This window comes from Flavihumibacter fluminis (assembly GCF_021491375.1).
Lineage (GTDB): Bacteria > Bacteroidota > Bacteroidia > Chitinophagales > Chitinophagaceae > Flavihumibacter > Flavihumibacter fluminis.
Map to the genome: position 1 here is coordinate 1 of NZ_JAKEVY010000006.1, position 21,847 is coordinate 21,847.

Annotated in this window: 28 protein-coding genes and 1 pseudogene; 16 read left to right on the forward strand and 13 right to left on the reverse strand. The window is 42.5% G+C overall.

The features are described 5' to 3' along the window. The first annotated feature begins 455 nt into the window (after window positions 1-455). The 6 genes from L0U88_RS18850 to L0U88_RS18875 all read left to right on the forward strand — a co-directional run bounded on the left by L0U88_RS18850 (window position 456) and on the right by L0U88_RS18875 (window position 3,340). On the forward strand, window positions 456-1,025 hold the full coding sequence (locus tag L0U88_RS18850) for a pentapeptide repeat-containing protein (protein WP_234868098.1): 570 nt from the start codon (window positions 456-458) through the stop codon (window positions 1,023-1,025). Window positions 1,026-1,031: 6 nt separating this feature from the next. Continuing rightward, window positions 1,032-1,511 (forward strand): GyrI-like domain-containing protein, encoded by a 480-nt coding sequence (locus L0U88_RS18855; protein ID WP_234868100.1) that lies wholly within the window; start codon window positions 1,032-1,034, stop codon window positions 1,509-1,511. Between the two features lie 223 nt (window positions 1,512-1,734). Further along, window positions 1,735-2,076, forward strand: a complete 342-nt coding sequence (locus L0U88_RS18860; protein WP_234868102.1) for a type II toxin-antitoxin system RelE/ParE family toxin — start codon at window positions 1,735-1,737, stop codon at window positions 2,074-2,076. A gap of 4 nt (window positions 2,077-2,080) precedes the next feature. Next, the gene (locus tag L0U88_RS18865) at window positions 2,081-2,407 is read left to right on the forward strand and encodes a helix-turn-helix domain-containing protein (protein WP_234868104.1); all 327 of its coding nucleotides are present in this window, start codon (window positions 2,081-2,083) and stop codon (window positions 2,405-2,407) included. Between the two features lie 296 nt (window positions 2,408-2,703). Further along, the gene (locus tag L0U88_RS18870; protein WP_234868105.1) at window positions 2,704-3,054 is read left to right on the forward strand and encodes a type II toxin-antitoxin system RelE/ParE family toxin; all 351 of its coding nucleotides are present in this window, start codon (window positions 2,704-2,706) and stop codon (window positions 3,052-3,054) included. After that, window positions 3,035-3,340, forward strand: a complete 306-nt coding sequence (locus L0U88_RS18875) for a helix-turn-helix domain-containing protein (RefSeq protein ID WP_234868107.1) — start codon at window positions 3,035-3,037, stop codon at window positions 3,338-3,340. Before L0U88_RS18870 ends, L0U88_RS18875 begins: the two co-directional genes overlap by 20 nt. A gap of 421 nt (window positions 3,341-3,761) precedes the next feature. Here the strand turns inward: L0U88_RS18875 and L0U88_RS18880 are convergent, their stop codons facing one another. Further along, window positions 3,762-4,139 (reverse strand): IS110 family transposase, encoded by a 378-nt coding sequence (locus L0U88_RS18880; RefSeq protein ID WP_255723230.1) that lies wholly within the window; start codon window positions 4,137-4,139, stop codon window positions 3,762-3,764. Beyond that, window positions 4,124-4,576, reverse strand: a pseudogene (locus tag L0U88_RS18885) (IS110 family transposase); the annotation flags it as partial. The pseudogene L0U88_RS18885 and the gene L0U88_RS18880, both read right to left, overlap by 16 nt. A 219-nt stretch (window positions 4,577-4,795) precedes the next feature. Here L0U88_RS18885 and L0U88_RS18890 point away from each other — a divergent pair. The 6 genes from L0U88_RS18890 to L0U88_RS18910 all read left to right on the forward strand — a co-directional run bounded on the left by L0U88_RS18890 (window position 4,796) and on the right by L0U88_RS18910 (window position 7,733). Continuing rightward, on the forward strand, window positions 4,796-5,053 hold the full coding sequence (locus L0U88_RS18890; RefSeq protein WP_234868111.1) for a type II toxin-antitoxin system ParD family antitoxin: 258 nt from the start codon (window positions 4,796-4,798) through the stop codon (window positions 5,051-5,053). Next, complete coding sequence (locus L0U88_RS18895; protein WP_234868113.1) at window positions 5,040-5,336, forward strand: type II toxin-antitoxin system RelE/ParE family toxin; 297 nt, start codon at window positions 5,040-5,042, stop codon at window positions 5,334-5,336. Before L0U88_RS18890 ends, L0U88_RS18895 begins: the two co-directional genes overlap by 14 nt. Window positions 5,337-5,509: 173 nt before the next feature. Then, a complete protein-coding gene (locus L0U88_RS18900) occupies window positions 5,510-5,719 on the forward strand; it encodes a helix-turn-helix domain-containing protein (protein WP_234868115.1) in 210 nt (69 codons plus the stop codon). Between the two features lie 343 nt (window positions 5,720-6,062). Next, window positions 6,063-6,371, forward strand: a complete 309-nt coding sequence (locus L0U88_RS21155; protein ID WP_353620678.1) for a nucleotidyltransferase family protein — start codon at window positions 6,063-6,065, stop codon at window positions 6,369-6,371. A 329-nt stretch (window positions 6,372-6,700) separates the two neighbouring features. After that, window positions 6,701-7,096: an FEKKY domain-containing protein gene (locus L0U88_RS18905; RefSeq protein WP_234868116.1), complete on the forward strand. Its 396-nt coding sequence runs from the start codon at window positions 6,701-6,703 to the stop codon at window positions 7,094-7,096. Between the two features lie 100 nt (window positions 7,097-7,196). Next, entirely contained in the window at window positions 7,197-7,733 is a 537-nt protein-coding gene (locus L0U88_RS18910; RefSeq protein ID WP_234868118.1) for a type 1 glutamine amidotransferase domain-containing protein, read from the forward strand. A 7-nt stretch (window positions 7,734-7,740) separates the two neighbouring features. On the opposite strand, the gene L0U88_RS18915 is transcribed toward L0U88_RS18910, so the two are convergent. From L0U88_RS18915 to L0U88_RS18930, 4 genes are all read right to left on the reverse strand, one after another. Beyond that, window positions 7,741-8,289, reverse strand: coding sequence for a cupin domain-containing protein (locus L0U88_RS18915; protein WP_234868120.1), 549 nt, complete (start codon window positions 8,287-8,289; stop codon window positions 7,741-7,743). Window positions 8,290-8,353: 64 nt separating this feature from the next. Next, window positions 8,354-9,760, reverse strand: a complete 1,407-nt coding sequence (locus tag L0U88_RS18920) for a DNA recombination protein RmuC (RefSeq protein WP_234868122.1) — start codon at window positions 9,758-9,760, stop codon at window positions 8,354-8,356. 2 nt (window positions 9,761-9,762) lie between these two features. After that, complete coding sequence (locus L0U88_RS18925) at window positions 9,763-10,566, reverse strand: hypothetical protein (RefSeq protein ID WP_234868124.1); 804 nt, start codon at window positions 10,564-10,566, stop codon at window positions 9,763-9,765. 20 nt (window positions 10,567-10,586) lie between these two features. After that, window positions 10,587-11,279: a Crp/Fnr family transcriptional regulator gene (locus L0U88_RS18930; protein ID WP_234868126.1), complete on the reverse strand. Its 693-nt coding sequence runs from the start codon at window positions 11,277-11,279 to the stop codon at window positions 10,587-10,589. 150 nt (window positions 11,280-11,429) lie between these two features. Between L0U88_RS18930 and L0U88_RS18935 the strand changes: the two genes are divergently transcribed. Both L0U88_RS18935 and L0U88_RS18940 read left to right on the forward strand, forming a co-directional pair. Continuing rightward, window positions 11,430-12,071: a hypothetical protein gene (locus tag L0U88_RS18935; protein WP_234868127.1), complete on the forward strand. Its 642-nt coding sequence runs from the start codon at window positions 11,430-11,432 to the stop codon at window positions 12,069-12,071. A gap of 138 nt (window positions 12,072-12,209) precedes the next feature. Beyond that, window positions 12,210-12,545 (forward strand): hypothetical protein, encoded by a 336-nt coding sequence (locus L0U88_RS18940; RefSeq protein WP_234868129.1) that lies wholly within the window; start codon window positions 12,210-12,212, stop codon window positions 12,543-12,545. 3 nt (window positions 12,546-12,548) lie between these two features. Here the strand turns inward: L0U88_RS18940 and L0U88_RS18945 are convergent, their stop codons facing one another. Then, window positions 12,549-13,151, reverse strand: coding sequence for a methyltransferase family protein (locus L0U88_RS18945; protein WP_234868131.1), 603 nt, complete (start codon window positions 13,149-13,151; stop codon window positions 12,549-12,551). Between the two features lie 103 nt (window positions 13,152-13,254). On the opposite strand from L0U88_RS18945, the gene L0U88_RS18950 reads away from it, so the two are divergent. Next, window positions 13,255-14,259, forward strand: a complete 1,005-nt coding sequence (locus tag L0U88_RS18950; protein WP_234868133.1) for an LLM class flavin-dependent oxidoreductase — start codon at window positions 13,255-13,257, stop codon at window positions 14,257-14,259. Beyond that, window positions 14,256-15,161, forward strand: a complete 906-nt coding sequence (locus tag L0U88_RS18955; protein WP_234868134.1) for a DMT family transporter — start codon at window positions 14,256-14,258, stop codon at window positions 15,159-15,161. The genes L0U88_RS18950 and L0U88_RS18955 overlap by 4 nt, the downstream gene beginning before the upstream one ends. On the opposite strand, the gene L0U88_RS18960 is transcribed toward L0U88_RS18955, so the two are convergent. The 6 genes from L0U88_RS18960 to L0U88_RS18985 are packed head-to-tail and all read right to left on the reverse strand — an operon-like array spanning window position 15,162 to window position 21,802. Further along, entirely contained in the window at window positions 15,162-15,980 is an 819-nt protein-coding gene (locus L0U88_RS18960; RefSeq protein ID WP_234868136.1) for an alpha/beta hydrolase, read from the reverse strand. It abuts the gene before it with no gap. Between the two features lie 14 nt (window positions 15,981-15,994). Further along, entirely contained in the window at window positions 15,995-16,687 is a 693-nt protein-coding gene (locus tag L0U88_RS18965) for a hypothetical protein (protein WP_234868138.1), read from the reverse strand. Window positions 16,688-16,738: 51 nt separating this feature from the next. Beyond that, a complete protein-coding gene (locus L0U88_RS18970; RefSeq protein WP_234868140.1) occupies window positions 16,739-18,553 on the reverse strand; it encodes a bifunctional metallophosphatase/5'-nucleotidase in 1,815 nt (604 codons plus the stop codon). Between the two features lie 19 nt (window positions 18,554-18,572). Beyond that, window positions 18,573-19,577, reverse strand: coding sequence for a c-type cytochrome (locus L0U88_RS18975; RefSeq protein WP_234868142.1), 1,005 nt, complete (start codon window positions 19,575-19,577; stop codon window positions 18,573-18,575). 11 nt (window positions 19,578-19,588) lie between these two features. Next, the gene (locus L0U88_RS18980) at window positions 19,589-20,971 is read right to left on the reverse strand and encodes an MBL fold metallo-hydrolase (protein ID WP_234868144.1); all 1,383 of its coding nucleotides are present in this window, start codon (window positions 20,969-20,971) and stop codon (window positions 19,589-19,591) included. A gap of 30 nt (window positions 20,972-21,001) precedes the next feature. Next, window positions 21,002-21,802: a sulfite exporter TauE/SafE family protein gene (locus L0U88_RS18985; protein WP_234868146.1), complete on the reverse strand. Its 801-nt coding sequence runs from the start codon at window positions 21,800-21,802 to the stop codon at window positions 21,002-21,004. Window positions 21,803-21,847 lie beyond the last annotated feature (45 nt).

Here is a 21,847-nt window from a genome sequence, read left to right on the forward strand (position 1 = left end):
TTTAAACACGTAATTAGCCAGAATTTCCGGATCGGGGGGTAAGCTAAAGCCTTTATGATCTGAAATGTCAGTTCGAAGGTGGGCCTGCCAACTTTTTTTGTGTACATCTAAGCCAATAAATAACTTCGGTGTAGCGATCATTTGAGACTGCATAGTTCGAAATTTTAGTGGGTAATGAATACTTATACCACATCAAAAATTGGGCAGCTTAATTGATCGCTTTTACATAGATGCTTTGCGCAATGCTGGCGAGACACCGGTACAATGAACAGCAGATCCTTTCTGTACAGCAGTTCAGGCTGTGTACAGATTCATCAAAAGAATAGATATTGAAACTTTAATCAATAAATGAACACCGGATCCGGCAAGAGTGCTTCATTACCAGCACTGCGCAAAGCTGCCGGCCGTTAGTGGCAAGTGTAACAAGACGCCGTTCCAAACGAAAAAACAGAAAAATGAAAGAAATTTATATTACAGACAAAACCTTTGACCTAGTTGATACACTGACAAATGGTGAATACGAAAACTGCATTTTCAGCAGTTGCAATTTTGCCAATAAAGACTTTTCTGAATTTAAGTTCACAGACTGCACATTTAACAGTTGTAATTTAAGTTTGACAAAGCTCAACAAGACAGCGTTTCGGGACATAAAATTCAAGGACTGTAAAATGCTGGGACTTCGGTTTGACACATGCAATGAATTTGGACTTTCATTTTCGTTTGATGGTTGCCAACTTAATCATTCTTCTTTTTACAAAACGAAAATAAAAAAGACGATTTTCAAAAATTCACAATTACTAGAAACAGATTTTTCAGAAGCCGACTTGACAAGTACTATGTTTGACAACTGTAATTTAGAACGAGCAACTTTTGACCAAACTATACTTGAAAAAGCGGACTTACGGACTTCTTACAATTATTCTATTGACCCAGAAATTAACCGAATTAAGAGAGCAAAGTTTTCAATTTTGGGCGTTGCAGGTCTTTTAGAGAAATACGATATTGAAATTGAACTTTCTAATTAAAAAAATATGACACCAAGAATTGAAATTTTATCAGAGAAAAAACTAATTGGTAAACGAGTTAATATGAGTTTAGCCAACAACAGGACAGGCGAACTATGGCAGAATTTTATGCCCAAACGCAGAGAAATATCAAATAAAATAACCAACGATATGATTTCAATGCAAGTGTATAAACCGACACATTTTGCGGACTTCAAACCAACCAATGAATTTGAAAAATGGGCAACCGTTGAAGTAACAGATTTTGTAAATGTGCCGACAGAAATGGAAACATTTTCATTGGCAGGCGGACTTTATGCTGTATTTGACTATAAAGGTTCAAGTAACGACCCAAGTATTTTTCAATACATTTTTGGGACTTGGTTACCAAGTTCAGAATACTTATTAGACGACAGACCTCATTTTGAAGTATTGGGCGACAAATACAAAAACAACGACCCAAATTCAGAAGAAGAAATTTGGATACCAATTAAACCGAAAAAATAAACACCAGCCACTAACAGGGATTTTGCAAAAAAGCGGGTTCAGTCCTAAATTGAAAATTTCGAATTCTGATAAACGTTTGTGCTAAACTGAACATTTGTGCATCTAATTCCGCTTCTTCGCAAAGCCCGAAACCGTTGGGCGTCACCTTCTGGACCCCCTTAAATTGGTAGTAATTTAGGTTTCTAAATATGGAAACATTTATTATCTTTGGCAAAAACCAATAGTGCGCTATTTTGAGACAAGATTTTTAGAAGAAGCAAATGAGTTTTTAGCCAATATGGACAGGAAATCTGCCGCAAAAGTCATTTACAACATTGACCTTGCCGAACAAACAAATGATCCACGGCTTTTTAAGAAGCTTCAGGGAGAAATTTGGGAGTTTAGAACTCGGTATGCAGGTAGTCAAGTTCGTCTGCTTGCATTTTGGGATAAAACGGATAGCAAAGAGACATTAGTGATAGCGACACATGGTTTTATTAAAAAAGTAGACAAAGTACCTGCAAAGGAGATTTCGCGGGCTGAAAACATTCGTGAACAATATTTTAGGAGCAAATTAAAAAAATAACATCATGGCAAAGACACAAATGAAATCTTATTCACTTGCCGAGATGAAGGACAAATACATTGGCAAAAAAGGAACGAAAGAGAGAGAGCAGTATGAATATGAACTTCGTATGGACGTTCTAGGGCGTATGATTAAACAAGCTAGACAGGAACGGAATTTAACCCAGGAACAATTAGGTGAATTAGTTGGGGTGCAAAAGGCGCAAATATCCAAACTGGAGAGTAGTGCAAACAGTGCTACTATTGACACTATAATTCGAGTATTCAAAGCATTAAAAGCGGACATTCATTTTAATGTAACGATAGAAAATAGACAATTAGAGTTGCATTGATATTAAGGCGAACGCCCAACAATTGCATTGGCAAAAGGACGGCGGACGTAATATGTATCTTCGATAATTTCACAGATCAACTGTTGTTTCGGCGACAGTGGTGCTACTGAACATTAGTAGTATTCAATCAGCTTTTTATAATTGATCAGCTTGGGTACCTGGCAGCATAGAATAAATGCCGTGCCTTCGCCAATGCATGTACGTTGGGCGTCATGCCTGAGCACCATAAATCGTGTCGAGCTAATAAAATCGTTTAACATTTGGATTTTGTTACCTAAATAGGTAACTTTGCTTAAATGGAGCAAAAGGGTAAGGTAAGGCAGGTTTTTGTTTATGGTGACTACTTCTGGGAGTTCTATAATAGACAAACGCTGAAAGTCAAAACCCGCATTAACTGGACCATTGGAATTTTGGAGGAAATCCCGATTGTACCAGAAAAGTATTTGAAACACATTATTGGGACTGACCTTTATGAGATTAGGGTAAGTGCTGGGAGTAACATTTTTCGAATATTCTGTTTTTTTGACGAGGGCAGGCTCGTTGTACTTTTAAATGGATTTCAGAAAAAATCTCAAAAGACACCTGCCACCGAAATCGAAAGAGCGGAACGATTAAAAAAGGCATATTATGAAGACAAAGAAAAATAATTTAGTATCGTTTCAGGAGCACCTTGACAAAGAGTATGGCGTAAAGGGGACAAAGAAACGGGACAAATATGAACAAGGCTACGAGTCCTTTAAGCTCGGCGTTATGTTGCAAGAGCTTCGTATTAAGAATAACCTAACTCAGGAGCAACTGGCGGAGAAATGTGGGACGACTAAAAATTATATATCACGTATTGAGAACGATGCGAGTGATATTAGGCTATCGACATTGATGCGAATTATAAATGAGGGACTTGGCGCAAAATTGGAACTTTTAGTGCATTCCTAATAGTTCAAGGCACGAACGCCCAACAAAAGTATACTATGTATATAGGCCTTTAGAGGGAGTGAAAAAATATCAACTTTTTTCTTTTGAAAGCAAAGGATAGCCAGAAGGGAAATTCCAACCACCCTTCGCCTTCAGAAGTGTGTTTTTTTCCTTACTTCAAATTTAAACTATTCTAAAATATTTTGATCAGTCATTATCCATTACCAGCATCCTATGAGTAGAGGCTGAATGTCAGCACTACAAGTCCTTGTGATTAAATGTTTAATGGCTTGCTGATGGTTTCAGCAATAAACAGCCGGCTACAGTCTTGGCAAAGTCAATGACTCGCTGTTTGATTATTTCACGATGACAACGCATGTTTTGTAGTCCGGCTGAGTAATTTAATTGTCAGGTAATGAGTAATGGTTGATTGATTAATAAATTATTTGACAATAGAGGTTTTATAGGTTTGTTCCGTGAGCCATACATATCGGATTCTGCTCAATAGTTTACGGGCAACTTTTACTATGGCTTTTTTACCGTTGATACCTCTGCTGATCTGTTCGCTGTAGTATAATGCCAGGGCTGGATCATTTCTTTTAGCCGCCCAGGCGCATTCGATCAGATCACTCCGGAGTTGCCGGTGTTTTCTAACAGTCAAATTAAACCGTACTTGCTTCTCACCGGAACTGTGTTCCATGGGCATCAGTCCAATAAAACTATTGAGGTGATAAAAATTGGGAAACCTTCGCATGTCGCCGATTTCAGTAAGGAGCGATGCTGCAGTTAGTGGTCCGATTCCGGTTACAGAACGAAGCAGGTGGTACTAATCGCCAGGAGTTCTTTTCGAAGCAGCTCCACTTCCCGGACCTGATACTGAAGTGTCCGGCTAGTACTTTCAAAGGGGAAGGCGAGACTTAAGAGCCAGGTGATAAAATTTCGACTCCAGTTCGGATTGTCAAATTTTTCTGGTAAGTTGATTCCGTTGTAATCAAGAAAACCTTTTACCCGGTTTTTACAACGCACCAGATCCCGCCAGATTTTCTTTCGTTGCCGAACCAGGGTTCTGTCGGCTTCCTGATGAAGTGGAGGGATATAGATTCCGCGTAGCTGCCCTTTGGCCAAGGCCTGGCCAATACCCCGCGAATCGCGGCTATCAGTTTTATAGACCTCATCCTTATGGCTGGAAGGAATATCAGCCGGGTTAACCACCAGGCAGGTAATACCCAATTCAGATAACTGGCGCTGAATCCAATACCCAAACTTTCCGCTTTCATAGGCACATTGATAGGAAGCCCCGGGAAATTGTTTGGTTAACTATTAAAGTTACTGTAGCTATCCTGCTTGCAGAATAGACTACTACCGCTCTAAACGCCTACTTTATATAGCATAAGGCGTTATTCAATTGAGCATCAAAAGATTCAAAGCAATTTTGGAAAAGTACCAATTTTTGGTAACTTTATAAAAATCATTAAAATGGCACGTAATACATCTGTATCACTCGGCGACTATTTTGAGGACTTTGTAGAATCTAAAATTTCAGAGGGACGGTATAAGAATGCAAGCGAGGTAATCAGAGCTGGGCTTCGTCTGTTGGAAGAAGATGAGCAACGTTTACTTATGCTACGTGACGCTATAAAACAAGGTCTCTCAAGCGGAATTGACACTAATTTTGATTCAAAAAAACATCTGGAAAGATTGAAATCTAAGATAAATAAGAATGGCAAATTATAATTTGACCAAACGTGCCGTTAAAGATTTATCTGAAATTTGGTTGTATACATTTGAAACATGGTCTGAGCGACAGGCTGACAAATACTATTCATTATTGATTGATACAATTAGGGATCTTTCAAATAAACCAGAAATTGGTAGATCTTATTCTATCATAGAAACAGGCTTACAAGGTGTAAAAGTGGGGCGGCATATAATTTTCTACAAAGTAATAAGCAATCAGGATATTTTAGTAGTACGAATATTACATGAACAGATGGACTTATTGAATAAGTTTAGTTAATACCAACAATCATCCAGAAAAAAACGCCTAACAGAAGAGTTTCGCACAATGCTGGCAGGACATCGTGACAATGAAAAGCAGATCTCATCTTTACCGGCTAATCGTTAAAATTAAATTTGCTCACGGCATCGTAGGATATAATTGATGAAATAGCCATATAAATAGAACTTGAAATGACAATCAAACCAATTAAAACAAAAAAAGACTACCAAATGGCCATCAATCGCATGAAGGCAATCTTTGATGCACAACCAGGAACTCCTGAGGGTGACGAGTTGGAGGTATTGGGCATTCTGATTGACAAATATGAACAAGAGCACTATCAAATTGATTACCCGGTCCCAATTGAAGCTATTAAGTTCCGTATGGAACAATTGGGGTAAAGTCAAAATGACCTTGCAAATATGTTAGGATTAAAAGTAGGCTAGTGAAATAATTAATAGAAAGCGTAAGCTTAGCCTAGAAATGATTCGAAAATTACATCAAATACTGGGCATTCCGACTGAAGTTTTAATTCAGAGCTACTAACTTAATTGCACTTCAGCCATCAAAAGGGCATGGCAAAAGCAGGGCGGCACATGGAGCTTTTTCTGTAAATAATATTTCGGGGGGCCGGGCGGAACCTTAATAATTGCCTTGTCTTCGCCAATACCCAATCATTGCGCATTATACCTGGCCTCTTTTTTCAGAAACTCCTGCATATAGCAAAAATGTTAATTTAGCTATATGAAACTGCTGGACAATTATTCAGACTCTATTAAACGACTTTGCGCGACTCACAAGGTGAAGAAGTTATATGCTTTTGGTTCAGTCCTCAGAGAAGATTTTAATGAATCTAGCGACATTGATTTTTTGGTCTATTTCGACAATATGGACTTGATAAATTATACAAATAACTATTTCAATTTTAAATTTTCGTTAGAGGATCAATTTAAAAGACCCGTGGACTTAATTGAAGAGAAAGCGTTGAAGAATCCCTATTTTGTACTGTCTATTTCAAGTTCCATAAAACTTGTTCATGGAAATTTAATTTAAATACTGGCTTTATTAAAGGAATAATTACCGGCTATTACAATGTCAAAAGAAGAGATCAAATCCGAGATAAATAAAATCCTGGACACTTTACCAGACAAAGCACTCGAGGATTTATTATCTCTTTTAAAAAGTATTTCCGATAGTCATTCCAGGACATTTGACACCATAGCATTATTAAGCAAGATTTTGGAAGAGGACAATAATCTTCTTAAGCGGTTAGCTATTCCTGAATAGATACCAAAATCCTGATAAGCAACATCATGGCAGTAATTGGTGACACACTTCTATTGAAACGAATTACTGAAATAAAAAAAATAAACCATCCTTGTATGAAAAAAATCACCTTCGTATTTATTTTGATTTTGCCAGCAATTATTGTAGTATTTGCAAGTAAACCAAGTATGCAAATACAAGCGCAAACCAATCAAATTAAAGACACGGTTTGCAACGGAATATACAGTAAACGTCAGGCGCTCAATGATATTAAAGCCGGAAAGGCCCGGTTATTGGTTCAAGGGGGTATTGCACCTATATATTATCCAACAGACAAAACATTCCGTGAGACCTATAAAACCGGGTATGAGATATTCGGGTGTGTAGCTCCGGGACCTATTGAATGCCTTCAGGAATACAATGAAACCATTTTCCAACATTTAAATGCTAGCTATGGAAATGTTTGGAAGAAAGAAGTAAGGAAGGATGTTATCGGATTGAATACAAACTGAAGAATTAAATGAGAATGTACTGATTGGGGAAAAAATGGACCTACCTCCGGCACGATTATTTTATAATCCATGACATTGTACACATTTAAAGCTTATTCTCATGGACAAGAAAATTGCGATTCTCGCTACACATGGTTTTGAAGAAAGTGAATTAAAATCGCCCAAAGAAACACTCGAGCAACAAGGTTGGACCGTGCATATTGTGAGTCCGGAAGCGGAAGAGATCAAAGCCTGGGCAAAAACCAACTGGGGACAAGCCTATAAGGTGGATAAAGAATTAAGCCAGACCAGACCATCCGATTATGATGCCCTGGTATTGCCGGGTGGCGTGATCAATCCGGATCAGTTAAGAACCAATAGAGATGCCATCGCTTTTGTGAAGCATTTCTTTGATGAGCACAAGCCTGTTGGCGCAATTTGTCACGGCCCACAGGTATTAATCAATGCAGAAGTGGTAAATGGTCGCACCCTTACTTCCGTTGAGGCTATCAAAATGGATCTGAAAAATGCAGGTGCCCGCTGGGTGGATGAAGAAGTGGTAGTAGATAATGGGCTGGTTACCAGTAGAACACCAAAAGATCTGCCTGCCTTTAACAAAAAGATGGTGGAAGAGATCAGAGAGGGTGTCCACGCGTAAGCCCCTATCATTTATACACAATTCCCCATTTTTTATTTAGCCGGTTGTATTCTTCCTGGGACTTAGGTTTCCAGGGAGTTCCAACCGGTGATCCAAACTCTCTGAAATAGCCTTCAAATCCGGCCGGCGAATAACTGAATACCATTACCAGGTTTTCCTTAGCGGTGTTTGTCATGGAATGCCAAACGCCTTTTGGTACCAGGGCTACACTGCCTTCCTTTACCGGAATTTGCTTACCATCCAGCTCCAGTTTCCCTTCACCACGATGGATAAAAATTAACTCATCCTCATTCAGGTGCTTATGAAGGGGAATGCCTTCACCAGGCGCAATCAATTCCGTGCAGAATGACATCGTTTCATTGCCCTGCCGGTCTTTTGCCACTTTAATGGTAAGGGGAGAATTTCTCCTTCCAATCCAATAGGTCTCTCCTTCTTCGGCGTGCATCACAACGGGCTGTGATTCTCCGGCAACTTGGGCAAACAATTGGGGAGCAGCCAATAGTCCCAATACTCCTGCAGCGGATTGCTGCAAAAATTTCTTCCGGCTTTTTTTCATTCTTCAATTTAAAGAAGATTTAAAAACGATAGCGCATAGTCACCCTTTTAGGGTATTGTGGTAATCAGTCCCCCTCTTCCTCCAGCAGCTCATTATTAATATCGGGTAACAATTGCTGCGCTTCAGCTGCCGGTAGGGCTTCCACATTTTTCAATCTACGCGTAATTGCCCTGCTTCTTTTACCCAGGAGTTCATCTACTGTATCACTGGCGGAGTGCAGGTTCTTCTGCGCCTTCTCCAGGAGTCCGCCGAATTTTTCAAACTCAGTTTTAACAGCACCCAATACTTTCCAGACCTCACTGCTTCTTTTCTGGAGCGCGAGGGTGCGGAAGCCCATCTGCAAACTGTTCAGCAGGGCTACCAGTGTGGTAGGTCCCGCAACAGTTATTTTAAATTCATCCCTCAGTTGATCCACCAGGGCAGTGCGGCGAATCACTTCTGCATAAATGCCTTCAAAGGGCAGAAAAAGAATGGCGAAATCTGTGGTATGGGGTGGATCAATATATTTGTCGCGGATATCCCTCGCCATTTTGCGGATGGTTGCTTCCATGGCCTTAGCTGCCGTCTCAATATCTTCCGGCACCGCATTTTCATAGGCATTGATCAGGGTTTCATATACATCCTTGGGGAACTTGGCATCGATGGGCAGGTACACAAAACTGTTTTCCTCTTCACTGCGACCGGGAAGTTTGATTGCAAACTCCACGGGCTCAGAACTCCCCGCTTTGGTTTTTACGTTTGCATCATATTGATTCGGCGCCAGGATTTGTTCCAACAACATCGCGAGTTGCACTTCTCCTACTCCACCCCGAAGTTTTACATTGCTCAGCACTTTTTTGAGTCCGCCTACTTCCTGCGCGATGGTCTGCATTTCCCCTAGTCCCTTTTGTACACTTTCCAATTGTTTACCTACGATCTCAAAAGATTGCCCGATTCGTTCATTCAGTGTCTTCTGTAATTTTTCATCTACTGTTGCCCGCATCTCTTCGAGCTTTTTTTCTGTGCTTTCGATCAGTTTTACCTGCTTTTCTTCCAGTTGCTGGAATTTTTCCCGTTGCAGGTTGTTCATGTTCAGAATGTTCTTTTCAAAGGATTCCTGAAATTCCCTGATGGTAAGAGTTAGTTTTTCGTTGATCTTCTCCAGTTGTTCAACCGTTCTGTTTCTGAGTTCCTTTTGTTCATTTTTAAGGTCGTCGAATTTGTTGCGTTGTTCAAAAGTGAAATCCTTTAATCCGGCAGCCAGTGATTCCCGGCTTTCCCTGTTGATTTCGAGAAGTGTGTTATTTAGCTCAATGCGGTTGTCCTTCGCAAGGGTTGCATTTTCTGCCCGGTTGTTTCGGAATTCTTCTTTGATACCAGCTTCCATCCTGGTGAGGACAGAAGTGTCTACTGTCTTATTCCGGAACAACAGAAGGATCAAAATGATGAGGTTCACAAACAGTGAAAGATAGAGGATCAGGTCAGTAGTCATAGTTAATCAATTAAAGCGTTTTTCAATAAAGGATTTCTTTTCAGTTCATCAACATCCATCCATTTACCATCTACCCGGATGCGTTTGTAAATGAGTCGGGCACCGTGACTGTAATCAACATACCAATTGATATGGCCCGTGTATAAAGGCTGGATGGGGCTTCCATTGAGGCGATGCCAGCCATATATTGCCACGCGGTCAGTTTTTCCTTTATAAGCCTGCTCGGGTGCCTGAACAAGATCTTTTTTTATCCCGGCAATCAAACCCTGGCGGTTTTTTCGTTGGCCTTCAATAATCAGGTGGTGCTGCCACATGGTGATGGTGCTATCGCGGTACGCATACATTGGAACAGGTTCCAGTTTTACTTTTGCCTGCCGGTAAATATGATCCACCATTTTAGGAGTAGGCAGTATGCAGTTCAGTTGCCTGGCAATGATTTCAGCCGCCATGGGAGTGACAGGCACCCTGGCCCAGTCTTCGGCTGTACCAATCAACAGGTAATCCGGCGAGCAATAGAATTGAATTTGGTGTTTTTCACCGGTTGAATCCTGGTAGCTAATTGAAATCCTCTCAAACCTGTAAAAAAAATCCGGCACTGAACCTTTTTGGAAGGATTCCAGGAAAAGGGAGTCGCGTTCTTTCCAATTATAGGAAACTGCCTGTTTGTAAAATTCGGAGCCGGTTATAGAAGTTGAGGTGTCGGCTGGTTTGGGTAATTTCAGTGAGCCGCTACAGGAAACAAAAAAGAAGGTAGCTAAGCCTATGAATATTTTGCTATGTGTACGTGATAGACTCATTATTTCCATGGATCAAGACTGATCAATCTTTATGACTGTTCAAGTAATTTTTTCAATTTTTCTATATTCAACAGCCCAATACGTTTGCCATCAGTCTTTATTAATTTTTCTTCTGTAAACTCCAGCAATAAGCGATACACTGTTTCATAAGCAGTACCAACATAGGCGGCCAAATCCTGGCGGGAAATAGTAAAACCAATAAACCCTTCGGCATCCTTACCGAATTTTTTCTCCAACATCAATAGATCACGTGCCGTTCTGACCTTAACCTGCAGGTGTGCTAAATCGCGCATACGTTGTTCCGAAAGACGCAATTCATCCGCCATAAAAATCATGAACTCATACAAAAAATTGGTATTAACAGTGCCGGTTACACGAAAAAAATCGAGCGGGATAAAACAGACGGTGACAGGTGATAAAGCAGTAGCCGAAATAGGATAAGGCTCAGATGAACCAGATAGTCCGCGATGCCCAAGGATATCATGGTCTCTCGCAAACCGGATGATTAATTCCTTATCCTCTGTCCAGTGTTTGTGCACTTTAACCACGCCCTTGATCATAAAGAAAACACCTTCTACCGGATCGCCTTCCCTAAATAGCAGTTCCCCTTTTTTGTAGTGTTGAATCCGCCGGTTGGTATCCAGAGCCGGCCACCATTCCTTCATGCATTTTTGGTAAATAAAACAAGTGCTTGCGTCGTAGGGACCTTTCTGCAGTTTCATATGCTTAAAGATAGTATCTGTTTAAACTACTGATATATGGGGTTGGATCTTAATTTTTAGTACATTTAGTACGGATCAATACTGATGGGGCGGCTTGTTAACGTAGCAGCTAATCCTACCCGCTATCATGTCCATCAAAAATTTATCCATATGCGACCAGTTGCTTTTTTTGCCTGCCTGATGACTGCTCTCCTGCTTAGTTGCGGATCTTCTCAAAAGATAACGAGTTCCTGGGTAAACCCCGACTGGCCATCGAACCCTGATTACAAATCGATTTTTATTGCAGTGCTGAGTAACCGGCAGAGTGTCAAGACGAAAATTGAAAATGAACTGGCAAGTTTTATCCAGCAAAAAGGTTTTACGGCCATTAAAAGTTCGGATGTTTTTCGTCCGGGTTTTACAGATGAAAAAATGCCTGCGCGTGAAGAAATGCTGGGCAAGATCAGAGAACTTAACAGTGATGTCATTTTCACAGTGGCCCTTGTGGATAAGGAGAGTGAGAGCCGGTATGTTCCGGGCACCATGCCCTATCGCCCTTACATGGGATATTATGGAAGGGGTTTCTGGGGGTATTATAATTACTGGTATCCGTTTGGATATGATCCCGGCTATTATACTACAGATAAGACCTATTTTCTCGAAGGCAATCTTTTTGATGTAAAAACGGAGGAGCAGCTTTGGTCGGTTCAAACAGAGGCGTATAATCCAACGAGCATTGAAAATTTCAGTAAGGAATATGCCCAATTGCTCTGGAAACGGGCAGAGAAGGAGTTGCCATTTAAAAAGCCCTGAGGCCATTGTGCCGGCCTTTCTGATTATCAGCACCTTACCAAAGGACTGGGAATTTTTTATCAAAATCTCGATGAAAAGCTTGCGTATGTCCTCCAGTCCAATAACTTTGTATTTCAAAGTGCTTTTTAAACAATCAATATGGAAGCAAGAATTTCTATTCAACAACTCGCAGGTTGGTTTTTCGGCCTGGTATTTACATTGATTGGGTTGATCAACCTGTTCTGGGGAAACGACCCTTTTTATGGTGTATTTGTGGTGCTTCTGGCGCTGATTTATTTTCCGCCGGTAACCTATTTTATACAGGGTATGACAGGATTTCGCATTCCGGTATGGAGCAAAGTATTATTAGGCGCATTTATTATTTGGTCTAGTTTAGGAGTAGGAGAATTGTTTGATAAAATCGAATTGATGCAGCAGTCTTTTTCAGCCAATGAGTTGAATGAAGGGGGATATTCTATTTATTTTTTGGTATAAAGTTCAAATCAAACGCCTCACCCGCTCTTTATACCGCGTATAGGCTTCCCCATGCTGACGCCCAAGAAACTCTTCCTCCAATCGTATCTGGATTTGAATAACGATGTAACTGCAACACGATACAAAAAAAGTAATCAGGTTTGGCAGTACCAGGAATAAACCGAATACACTGAAAAGCATGCCCAGGAAAATCGGGTTGCGCGAATAAGCGAATAAGCCATTTGTTACCAGTCCGGTTCTATGTTGTTCATCAATACCAATGCGCCAGGAGTTCTTCATTTGTTGCTGTGCGATAACAATCCAGATCAATGCCAGATGCGCGATGATTAATCCGGTCCACTTAATTTCATCCTTTTCAAAATAGGGGATTGGAACCAGCCAATGATATAAAGCCGGTAGGAACGCATAACAAATTACCACCAGCACCAATAAACCGGTGATGATTTTCATGATCCTTCCAATATAATCATGTGCAGAATCTGATTTTCCAAAAGTGACCGGGTTAATACCTGTTTGCCTGTACACCCTAACACTGGGTACTACAAAGCTGATCAACAGATAGGCCAGTATAAAAACCGACAGGTAAAAAGGCAACCATTCATTCATATTTCAAAATTTCAACTTCAGTATTGATTTAAGAAATATATGATTGCAAGGTTGTTGCAGTTGATCCTATTTACGCAATAGCAGAGTTGTATCTTTGCGCCTCATGAAAGCAATTACTTACTCCATATTGGAATTAGCGGTGGTGGCAAAAGGCTCCACCCCTGCTGATGCATTTCGAAACAGTTTAACCCTTGCTCAGCAGGCTGAAAAATGGGGTTATACCCGGTTCTGGCTGGCAGAGCATCACAATATGGTAAGTGTGGCCAGTTCGGCTACGGTAGTACTGATCAGCCATATTGCAGGGGGCACCAAAACCATTCGGGTGGGCTCCGGCGGGATCATGTTACCCAATCATTCTCCCCTTCTTGTAGCTGAACAATTTGGAACATTGGGTCAGCTCTATCCCAATCGTATTGATATGGGGCTGGGAAGGGCGCCTGGTACAGATCAGCTAACAGCACAGGCGATCCGACCCGACCGGATGCAATCGGTTTTCCAGTTTCCGCAGGAGATCAGCCAGATCAAACAGTATTTTTCTCCGGCCAATGCAAGTGCCAAAGTAAGGGCGGCTGTGGCAGAAGGAGTTCAGGTTCCGATGTATATTTTGGGATCCAGTACCGATAGTGCTTACCTGGCGGCAGAGAAAGGATTACCCTATGCATTTGCCAGTCATTTTGCCAGCACACATTTGCTGGAGGCGCTTCAGATTTATCACCAGCGGTTTCAACCAGGTGCGGATTTAAAAGAACCTTATGCAATCGCCTGTATAAATGTAATTGCTGCAGAAACAGATGAAAAAGCGGAAAAATTATCGACTTCTTATCTGCGTATGATCCTCGGTGTTATGTCCGGACAAATGGACTACCTGCAACCGCCAGCTGAAATGACCAGTGATCTGGCAGCATTGCGGGAACATCCTGCTTTGCAGTCTTTTTTGAAATACAGTTTTATTGGATCCCGTGCAACCGTGAAACAACAGATCAAAGCATTCCTGGAACTGACAAAGGTGAATGAACTGATGATTACTACCAATGCGTTCCACCTGGAAGACCGGTTGAAGTCCTATGAAATTACTGCATCCATCATGCAAGAACTTGCAGCAACATGAGCTCACCCAGCAAAGCATCAGGAATCGTAATGGCACTGTTTGCTGCCATTTTCTGGGGCCTTTCCGGAACCTGTGCACAGTATTTATTTGAGCAGAAAGCTATAGAACCAGGCTGGCTCGTAAGCTGGCGGTTATTGCTGGCCGGTAGTATCCTGGTTGTGTTTGCCATTACCCGAAAAGACAGTGATGCTTTCCGGATCTGGAAGCATCCGATGGATGCCTTGTCTTTGCTGCTCTTCAGTATTTTGGGAATGGTAGCGGTACAGTATACCTATTTCTACAGCATTCATTTGTCGAATGCCGCAACTGCCACTGTGCTGCAATATATTGGTCCCCTCTTTGTAGTGGCATTTTATGCAATCAAACACAGGCGTTGGCCGGTGCTGATAGAATATGCTTCACTGCTCTTAGCACTAGGAGGCACTTTTCTGCTGGTTACCCATGGAAGCCTGGACAAAATGGTAATCACTGAAGCAGCTCTTTTCTGGGGAATTTTATCTGCTTTTACCCTGGCTTTTTACACCATCCAACCGGTTCAGCTACTACGAAAATATTCAGCCGCCACAGTTACAGGTTGGGGTATGTTTATTGGAGGGATTATCTTTTCCATTTTCACCAAACCCTGGCAGGTTCAGGGTGTGTGGGATGCAGGCACCTGGCTGGCATTTGGATACATCATTCTTTTCGGAAGTGTAATTGCTTTTTATATTTTCCTGCGTTCAGTAATAATAATAGGGGCTCCAACTGCCAGCCTGCTTTGTTGTGTTGAGCCACTGGCGGCTGCGGCTGTTGCGGTCCTCTGGCTGAAGGTTCCCTTTGGGGGCATGGACTGGCTGGGCACTTTGTTTGTGTTGATTACAATTGTGCTGCTCACATTGGGCACTAAAAAAGAAGCTGCCTGATTAGTTCAACCGGATGAATGCATTGTTCACGGCCTGGTGCAAAATGGTTGCATGATTTTCATCCGGCAGGTAATCAAAATAACATTGCATGCGCGGTGAAAGTGCTTTTAGTTTTTCAAACAATAGATTGGCATCAACTTCCATAACTCTTGGATTAGCACCCGGCGTGAGTCCTTCCTTTCCAACAGCAATGTATACACGAAGAGAGTCATTGACCGACCAGTTAGTAACTTTCCCTTGAAGCAAGGAGGCATTATCCCACCATAAACTCGGGCTCACTATAATGTATTTAGTAAACAAGGATGGTTTGGTAAGCAGGATTTCAGTCGCCAGCAAGCCACCCAGTGACTGCCCTATAATAGTTTTAGAAGAAGTGGTTCTGAATTTTTTTTGAATAAAGGGTTGCAATTCCTTTTCAATAAAAGCTATGAATTTTGCAGAGCCTCCACTGGTAGGAAATGCTTTTTGTTCTTCGGGCACCTTGCTTGGTTGTGTGTAATCCCTTCTTCTGTCAACTGTTGCGATACCCACTACAATTGATTTGGGAACCCGGTTTACCCATTCGAAACTATTGAATTGTACAAGTCCGGCTAAATGGATAAAATCCTCATCCGCTGACCCATCCAAAAGATAAATAACCGGGTAGTGGGTGGTGTCGTTTTGATTATACCCATCAGGAAGATAAATATTCAGGACTCTTTTTTCATTCAATTCTTTGGAATTGATTTCCTCAATAATTCCTAATACAAAAGGTTTGGATTGGGCAAAAGAGGCTGCCGAAACCAGCAGAAAAAGTTGAAACAGAAGATAACGCATCATGCCATAATTCAATATTAGGAAAGCCATCCATTTTCAATCAGCCACCCATTGAAGATATGCCAAATCAGGTAGTGCCCGAGGCGCAGAAAAAGCGAGGCGCTGAATCCTGCTTTGCGATAATACCAGACCTGCAGGAAATTCATCGCGAAGCCGGATACAACTGCGTAAACAATAAACCAGGTTGGTCCGCCTGGCAATTGCTCAATAGGTTCGCGAAGGGAACTAAGAATCGCAATGGTCCAGAATGCGTGCAACCAGTATCGACCTTCCCGGATTTTGGTGAAGAGCAATAAAACTATAGTAACCGGAACCAGGCGATAAAAGACTTCAATTTCGAAGGCACCGGAACTGTACAAGAATACTGAATAAGGAAAGGGCTGGGTATAAGGAGGCAAGCCATTATGCGGCTCCTGGCGAAGGACAAATTCAATCAGCAGCCAATCCGCCAGTCCAAATAACAAACCAATGAGCACTGGCTGTACAATTCTTTTTGTTACCGGAATTTGCTCATCCCAAACAGCCGGGAGTCCAACCGGCTTTTGCAGGAAGACAAATGGCAATCCGATTAACAACAATGCGATATTCGACCAGGGCCATAAGCGCAGGTTTGGATAGTCGTCAATTAACTGACCACCATATACAATTCCTGCGACTGCAATAGCCAGGAAGACTAAATAAAATACCAGTGATTTGCGATGCTGCTCCATGTATATGAAGCTACAATGCTATTCTGATCCGGTTCCGCCGCTCATCCAGTTTTACCGGAATTCATAACCAAATCCCATTAACTGGGTAAGGAGTGAATTCGGTGCATCGGTGGCGGTACACCTGCCTTCCAGCTTTGGAGCAATGGGTGAATTGGCAGCCAGGTATTCCTGGATTACACTGTGCAAAGTAGCACCCAGGCGTTTGGGTTCCTTCACTCCTTCCACCCGACAGATCGTAGTATCCGGATCACCTTCGCGTTCACAGGCAACAAAACTGTAAGTCTTATTTCGATCCAGCGGTTTGCCTCCAACCTTGATCCAATTGACGCGTTGGCCCATGTCTTTATTAATGGTGAAATTGACCTGCATACCCTGGAACCGAACCACCCAACCGCCAAAACGTTTGGCCGGATCTTTTGCAAAGGCATTCTGCAGTTCTTTTTCCATCCAGTTCCAGAGTTGCTCGCCGGTGACAAACCCTTTTTTAGCCTCGCTATCCACCGGCAACATATTCCAGAGATAGTCCATCGTAATATCAGCAACACCTGTTTTGGGATCTGGTACCAACGGCGGACAAAAACGAAATCCATTACTCAGTGCGATATCCGGTTTGAATTTCCACATGATGGCATCCGTGATGAAGTTATCCATCGGCGTTTCAATCACGTAATAGCGTACCAGGGGTGTTTTGGTTTTACCAATCACCCGGTGTAATGTTTTCTTATACGGCTCCCGGGCTTCTTCAATCAGTTGTTTCATTTCAGGATCCTCCGGATATTTTTCGGGATCCACATCCAGCAACTGGTAGACCTGGTCTTTTATAACACCGTTCTCGATTACAATATCCAGTTTTGCAAGGAAGGAACCGAAAGCACCCGGCTCTGTTACTTTCGCGTGCAGGCCCTGAATTGGCTCCCGTACGCGTTCGTGTGTATCAGCACCCAGAATATAATCCGCTCCTTTTATTTGCGCCATATTGGATAAGCCAATTTGCTGAGCGAGCCCCATGTGCGTTAGCAAAAAGACCATATCACATTGCTCATATTGCTTCAGGAGTTTAATGTATTTGGCCACATTTTTTTCAGGTGGTGTAAAGGTGATGCCATCACTATAGGCAGGCGATTGCCTCTTTGGAGTAAGGGGATCATTATACCCAATGAATCCAATTTTCAATCCACCAATATGCTGAACGAAATAGGGAGGAAAAATCAGATCGCCATTGAGATCATCGTTGGTATTGTGAAACATATTCGCGCAAACTTTCACACCATCATAAGCGAACATATCCTTCATCATCATTTCCTTGCCATAGACTACTTCCCAGTTACCTGGCAACATAATATCATAGCCGATATTATTCATCAACGGCACGATGGCTTTTCCTTCTGTCAGTGCAGCCACACCACTACCCTGGAAACAATCACCACCATCAATCACCAGCGTGTTGGCGGGGTTTTCGTTTTTCAGTTGCCGGATCATGGTTTTAAGGGTAGCCATCCCGCCCCTTTTTTTATACACTACTTTACCATTCTCGATAAAGAATTCATCATGCACCAATAATTGTGCATGGATATCTGCTGTGTGCAGGATCGTAAAGCGGTTAGCCTTACCAGTTAGCAAGGCTTTGTTTCTTTCAATTTCTTTGAACTGATGTGCAGCATCTTCACCTGTGAGGGCAGAAGCTGCCATGGGAGTAGCCAGCAAACCACCACCAATTCCTAGTCCGAGGCCAAGCCGGCCGGCGTTTCGGAGGAATTCACGGCGACTGTTTTCACTGATCTCGACATGTAATTTTTTTTCTGCTTCGCGAACGGTTTCCTGCTGGCAGGAATGGCAGGTGCAATTTGAATGTTTGGAAGTAGGCATGGCAATCGGATACTTTGTATTATTTCTTGTTGGCGGCCTGTGCTTTACGGGCTGCTACAATTGGACCGAAGGGTCCGAATTTATGTTGTTGTTCTGAGAACCCATCTGCAAATGGACCAAAAGGATGATCCACCGGCTTTTTGGAAATATCGGGCCAATCCCCGCTCAGGTCTTTTTTGGGCCGGGGCTGCGAATTCACATAAGCTGCCACATCCCAGGCTTCTTCATCTGTCAACATCGGGAGTTTGTGTGTTGCCTGGTTGAAGGGCATATTGTCTTTAACATAACCTGCAAACCTCGACAAGCGATACAAGCCTGCTCCGGAGTTGTAACTATGTTCACCCCATAGAGGAGGATAGGAATATTCGCTGCCATCCAATGCCAGCAGTCCTTCTCCGTTTGCACCATGACAGGATTGACATTGCCCCTGGTAAATAACTTTTCCTTTTACCGGATCAGCTGCACGTTCAAGGTAAGCCAGTTCCCTGATTCCTGAGCCCTTTGGTTTTTCTCCTTTCTGCACATCTTTACCAACCCAGTTAATGTAAGCAACAATCGCCTGCATTTCTTTGCTGGTAGTATCGAGCGCTTTCCCATTCAGGCTTCTTTCAAAACAATCATTTACTCTTTTAGGAATGGTTTCAAGGCTTCCGCTGCGATCGCGAAATTTGGGATAGGTTGATGAAACAGCACCATAGTTATTGCCCCAGTTTCGGGTACCGGCATCGAGGTGACAGTTCTGGCAATTCAGCCCATTGGAAATTTGCGCAACAGTTCCTTTTGGGCCCAGGTATTTGGATGTATGAGCGATGAGTTCTTCCCCATAGATCACCATCTCACGTGCTTCGCCCTCCAGTTCATTGTCGAGGTATAAACTGGGTGCCTGCCAGCCCTGGTTTTCACCAGAGCGGACAGGCAATACTTTCTCACCAGCCTTATCGCTGCTTCCCAGTTGATATGCAACAACAACCACAATCAATACTACCAACAGAGCCGGAAACCAGTGTTTCTTTAGCAAGCTCATTTGTTATTTTTTTAGGACTGTACCCAGCGATTCATGCCCGCTGAGAAATTGCGAACGTTCGTGAATCCATGTTTTGCAAGCAGGGAGTAACCGATCGATGCACGGTCGCCACCCTGGCAATGAATCACCACTTCTTTATCTTTTGGAATCTGATTCAGGTGCTGAGGCAGCGTACCCACAAATACATGTTTGGCACCCGGAATATGATTCGAATTGTATTCAGCCGCACCTCTCAGATCGATGATCTCGGCAGTACCGGCATCTACAATATTTTTGAATTCATCATATTCCACCAGTTTCACCGTATCGAGTTTGCCATCAGCAACTTTTTCGATATCCTCCACAGCAATGTATCCGAGGATATTATCCAGACCGATGCGCATCAGTTTACGGGTCAGATCATCCAGCTGTGCTTCTTCTGCTACCAGGATGAATGGTTCTTCGTAATTGAGATACCATCCTGCCCAGGTGCTGAAGGAATTGTTACCCTGGATGTTGATTGTGCCAGGAATAAATCCTTTTGCAAAATCAGTTTTATTCCGGGTATCGATAATCATGATACCTTTCTTCAACGCATCTTTTGCTGCGGCTGGATCCAGCTTTTTCAGTTTGGGAACTTCTGTCAGCAGCGGGCGATCCACTTTATTGAGTTTTTTCATCATCGCGAAATACTTCGGTGGCTCAGGCTGATCAGTGAGCAGGAAGTCCACGAATCCTTTTTCATTTTCTTTATAGCGGAATGCCCAGTTTCTTGCTTTTTCATAACCAACAGTGGAACTCGGAACTGCACCCAGCGCTTTACCACAGGCGGAACCTGCACCATGGCCGGGCCATACCTGAACGAAATCAGGGAGGGCACTGAACTTGCGAAGTGATTCATAGAGCTGATGTGCTCCTTTATCCTGTGTTCCTTTGATACCGGCTGCTTTTTCGAGCAGATCAGGGCGACCGATATCACCAACAAAAACAAAATCGCCGGTGAAGATCATAACAGGCTCATCGCTTGCAGGTGTGTCCGTTAACACAAAGCTGATGCTTTCGGGTGTATGGCCGGGAGTGTGCATCACTTCCAGTTTGAGGTTACCTACCATCAACACATCACCATCTTTAACACCTACATGCGGAAATTCATATTCCCATCCTTCTCCACCTTCAGCAGAGAGATACATTTTACCGCCGGTTACAGCAGCCAGTTCACGGGAACCAGAGAGGAAGTCGGCGTGAATATGGGTTTCCAGAATATGAGTGATTTTCATATTCTGTTGTTTGGCGATTTCAAGATAGGTATCGATATCGCGTTTAGGATCAATCACAGCAGCAACACCTGCTTTCTGACAGCCAATGAAATAACTGGCCTGTGCAAGAGATTTGTCGTAAATGTGTTGAAAAAACATGGTTGTATTATTTAAAAGTTTAGTGTTTGATTAACTGAGGAACAATTCTTTTACAATGATATAGATACCCATTACCAGGACGAACCAGCCGAAGCCTTTTTTCAATCCTTCTGCAGAAACTTTTTTACTCAGTTTGTTACCGATAAAAATTCCGATGATAGCAAGTCCGGTTACACTCAGCAACAGGCTCCAGTCCATAGAAGCATTTTTCAAGTCGCCAGTGAACCCGATGAGAGATTTTGCAGCAATGATTAACAGGGAGGTACCAACCGCCTGTTTCATGGGCAGTTTACTGAGCAATACCAGTGCCGGGATAATTAAAAATCCACCACCTGCACCAACGAGTCCGGTTAACATACCTACTACAACACCTTCGAGTAAAATAACCGGATAGTTAAATTTTTGTACTGCGTTTTCATCTTCCGTAACTACTTCTTTTTTGCTTCGAATCATGGATACGGAAGCAAACACCATGAGCACTGCGAAGAGCAGCATCATCAGGAGTGATTTAGTGAATACGATTGATCCGATGGTGAACAATTCATCCGGAATAGCCGGAACAATAAACGCCCGTGTTGCATATACTGCAGCGATGGAAGGAAGACCAAAGATCAGGGCTGTCTTGAGGTTTATTTCATTGCCCTTGTATTTGGGGAAACTTCCCACCAGGCTGGTTGAACCTACAATGAAAAGAGAGTAGGCTGTTGCAACAACCGGTTGTACCCTGAACAGGTAAACCAGCACCGGTACCGTAAGAATGGAACCGCCACCACCAATCAGGCCGAGTGAGATTCCAATGACCAGCGAAGCAATGTATCCGATGATTTCCATATCCTTGATTTTAGAATACAAATGTGAACCATTTAAAAACCTTTT

Coding starts and splice junctions, on each gene's coding strand:
- L0U88_RS18855 (WP_234868100.1), top strand. CDS start 1,032: ATGACACCAAGAATTGAAATTTTATCAGAGAAAAAACTAATTGGTAAA.
- L0U88_RS18935 (WP_234868127.1), top strand. CDS start 11,430: ATGCGACCAGTTGCTTTTTTTGCCTGCCTGATGACTGCTCTCCTGCTT.
- L0U88_RS18890 (WP_234868111.1), top strand. CDS start 4,796: ATGGCACGTAATACATCTGTATCACTCGGCGACTATTTTGAGGACTTT.
- L0U88_RS18950 (WP_234868133.1), top strand. CDS start 13,255: ATGAAAGCAATTACTTACTCCATATTGGAATTAGCGGTGGTGGCAAAA.
- L0U88_RS18910 (WP_234868118.1), top strand. CDS start 7,197: ATGGACAAGAAAATTGCGATTCTCGCTACACATGGTTTTGAAGAAAGT.
- L0U88_RS18960 (WP_234868136.1), bottom strand. CDS start 15,980: ATGATGCGTTATCTTCTGTTTCAACTTTTTCTGCTGGTTTCGGCAGCC.
- L0U88_RS18850 (WP_234868098.1), top strand. CDS start 456: ATGAAAGAAATTTATATTACAGACAAAACCTTTGACCTAGTTGATACA.
- L0U88_RS18945 (WP_234868131.1), bottom strand. CDS start 13,151: ATGAATGAATGGTTGCCTTTTTACCTGTCGGTTTTTATACTGGCCTAT.
- L0U88_RS21155 (WP_353620678.1), top strand. CDS start 6,063: ATGAAACTGCTGGACAATTATTCAGACTCTATTAAACGACTTTGCGCG.
- L0U88_RS18925 (WP_234868124.1), bottom strand. CDS start 10,566: ATGGAAATAATGAGTCTATCACGTACACATAGCAAAATATTCATAGGC.
- L0U88_RS18865 (WP_234868104.1), top strand. CDS start 2,081: ATGGCAAAGACACAAATGAAATCTTATTCACTTGCCGAGATGAAGGAC.
- L0U88_RS18905 (WP_234868116.1), top strand. CDS start 6,701: ATGAAAAAAATCACCTTCGTATTTATTTTGATTTTGCCAGCAATTATT.
- L0U88_RS18870 (WP_234868105.1), top strand. CDS start 2,704: ATGGAGCAAAAGGGTAAGGTAAGGCAGGTTTTTGTTTATGGTGACTAC.
- L0U88_RS18900 (WP_234868115.1), top strand. CDS start 5,510: ATGACAATCAAACCAATTAAAACAAAAAAAGACTACCAAATGGCCATC.
- L0U88_RS18985 (WP_234868146.1), bottom strand. CDS start 21,802: ATGGAAATCATCGGATACATTGCTTCGCTGGTCATTGGAATCTCACTC.
- L0U88_RS18980 (WP_234868144.1), bottom strand. CDS start 20,971: ATGTTTTTTCAACACATTTACGACAAATCTCTTGCACAGGCCAGTTAT.
- L0U88_RS18915 (WP_234868120.1), bottom strand. CDS start 8,289: ATGAAAAAAAGCCGGAAGAAATTTTTGCAGCAATCCGCTGCAGGAGTA.
- L0U88_RS18970 (WP_234868140.1), bottom strand. CDS start 18,553: ATGCCTACTTCCAAACATTCAAATTGCACCTGCCATTCCTGCCAGCAG.
- L0U88_RS18975 (WP_234868142.1), bottom strand. CDS start 19,577: ATGAGCTTGCTAAAGAAACACTGGTTTCCGGCTCTGTTGGTAGTATTG.
- L0U88_RS18930 (WP_234868126.1), bottom strand. CDS start 11,279: ATGAAACTGCAGAAAGGTCCCTACGACGCAAGCACTTGTTTTATTTAC.
- L0U88_RS18965 (WP_234868138.1), bottom strand. CDS start 16,687: ATGGAGCAGCATCGCAAATCACTGGTATTTTATTTAGTCTTCCTGGCT.
- L0U88_RS18875 (WP_234868107.1), top strand. CDS start 3,035: ATGAAGACAAAGAAAAATAATTTAGTATCGTTTCAGGAGCACCTTGAC.
- L0U88_RS18955 (WP_234868134.1), top strand. CDS start 14,256: ATGAGCTCACCCAGCAAAGCATCAGGAATCGTAATGGCACTGTTTGCT.
- L0U88_RS18920 (WP_234868122.1), bottom strand. CDS start 9,760: ATGACTACTGACCTGATCCTCTATCTTTCACTGTTTGTGAACCTCATC.
- L0U88_RS18940 (WP_234868129.1), top strand. CDS start 12,210: ATGGAAGCAAGAATTTCTATTCAACAACTCGCAGGTTGGTTTTTCGGC.
- L0U88_RS18895 (WP_234868113.1), top strand. CDS start 5,040: ATGGCAAATTATAATTTGACCAAACGTGCCGTTAAAGATTTATCTGAA.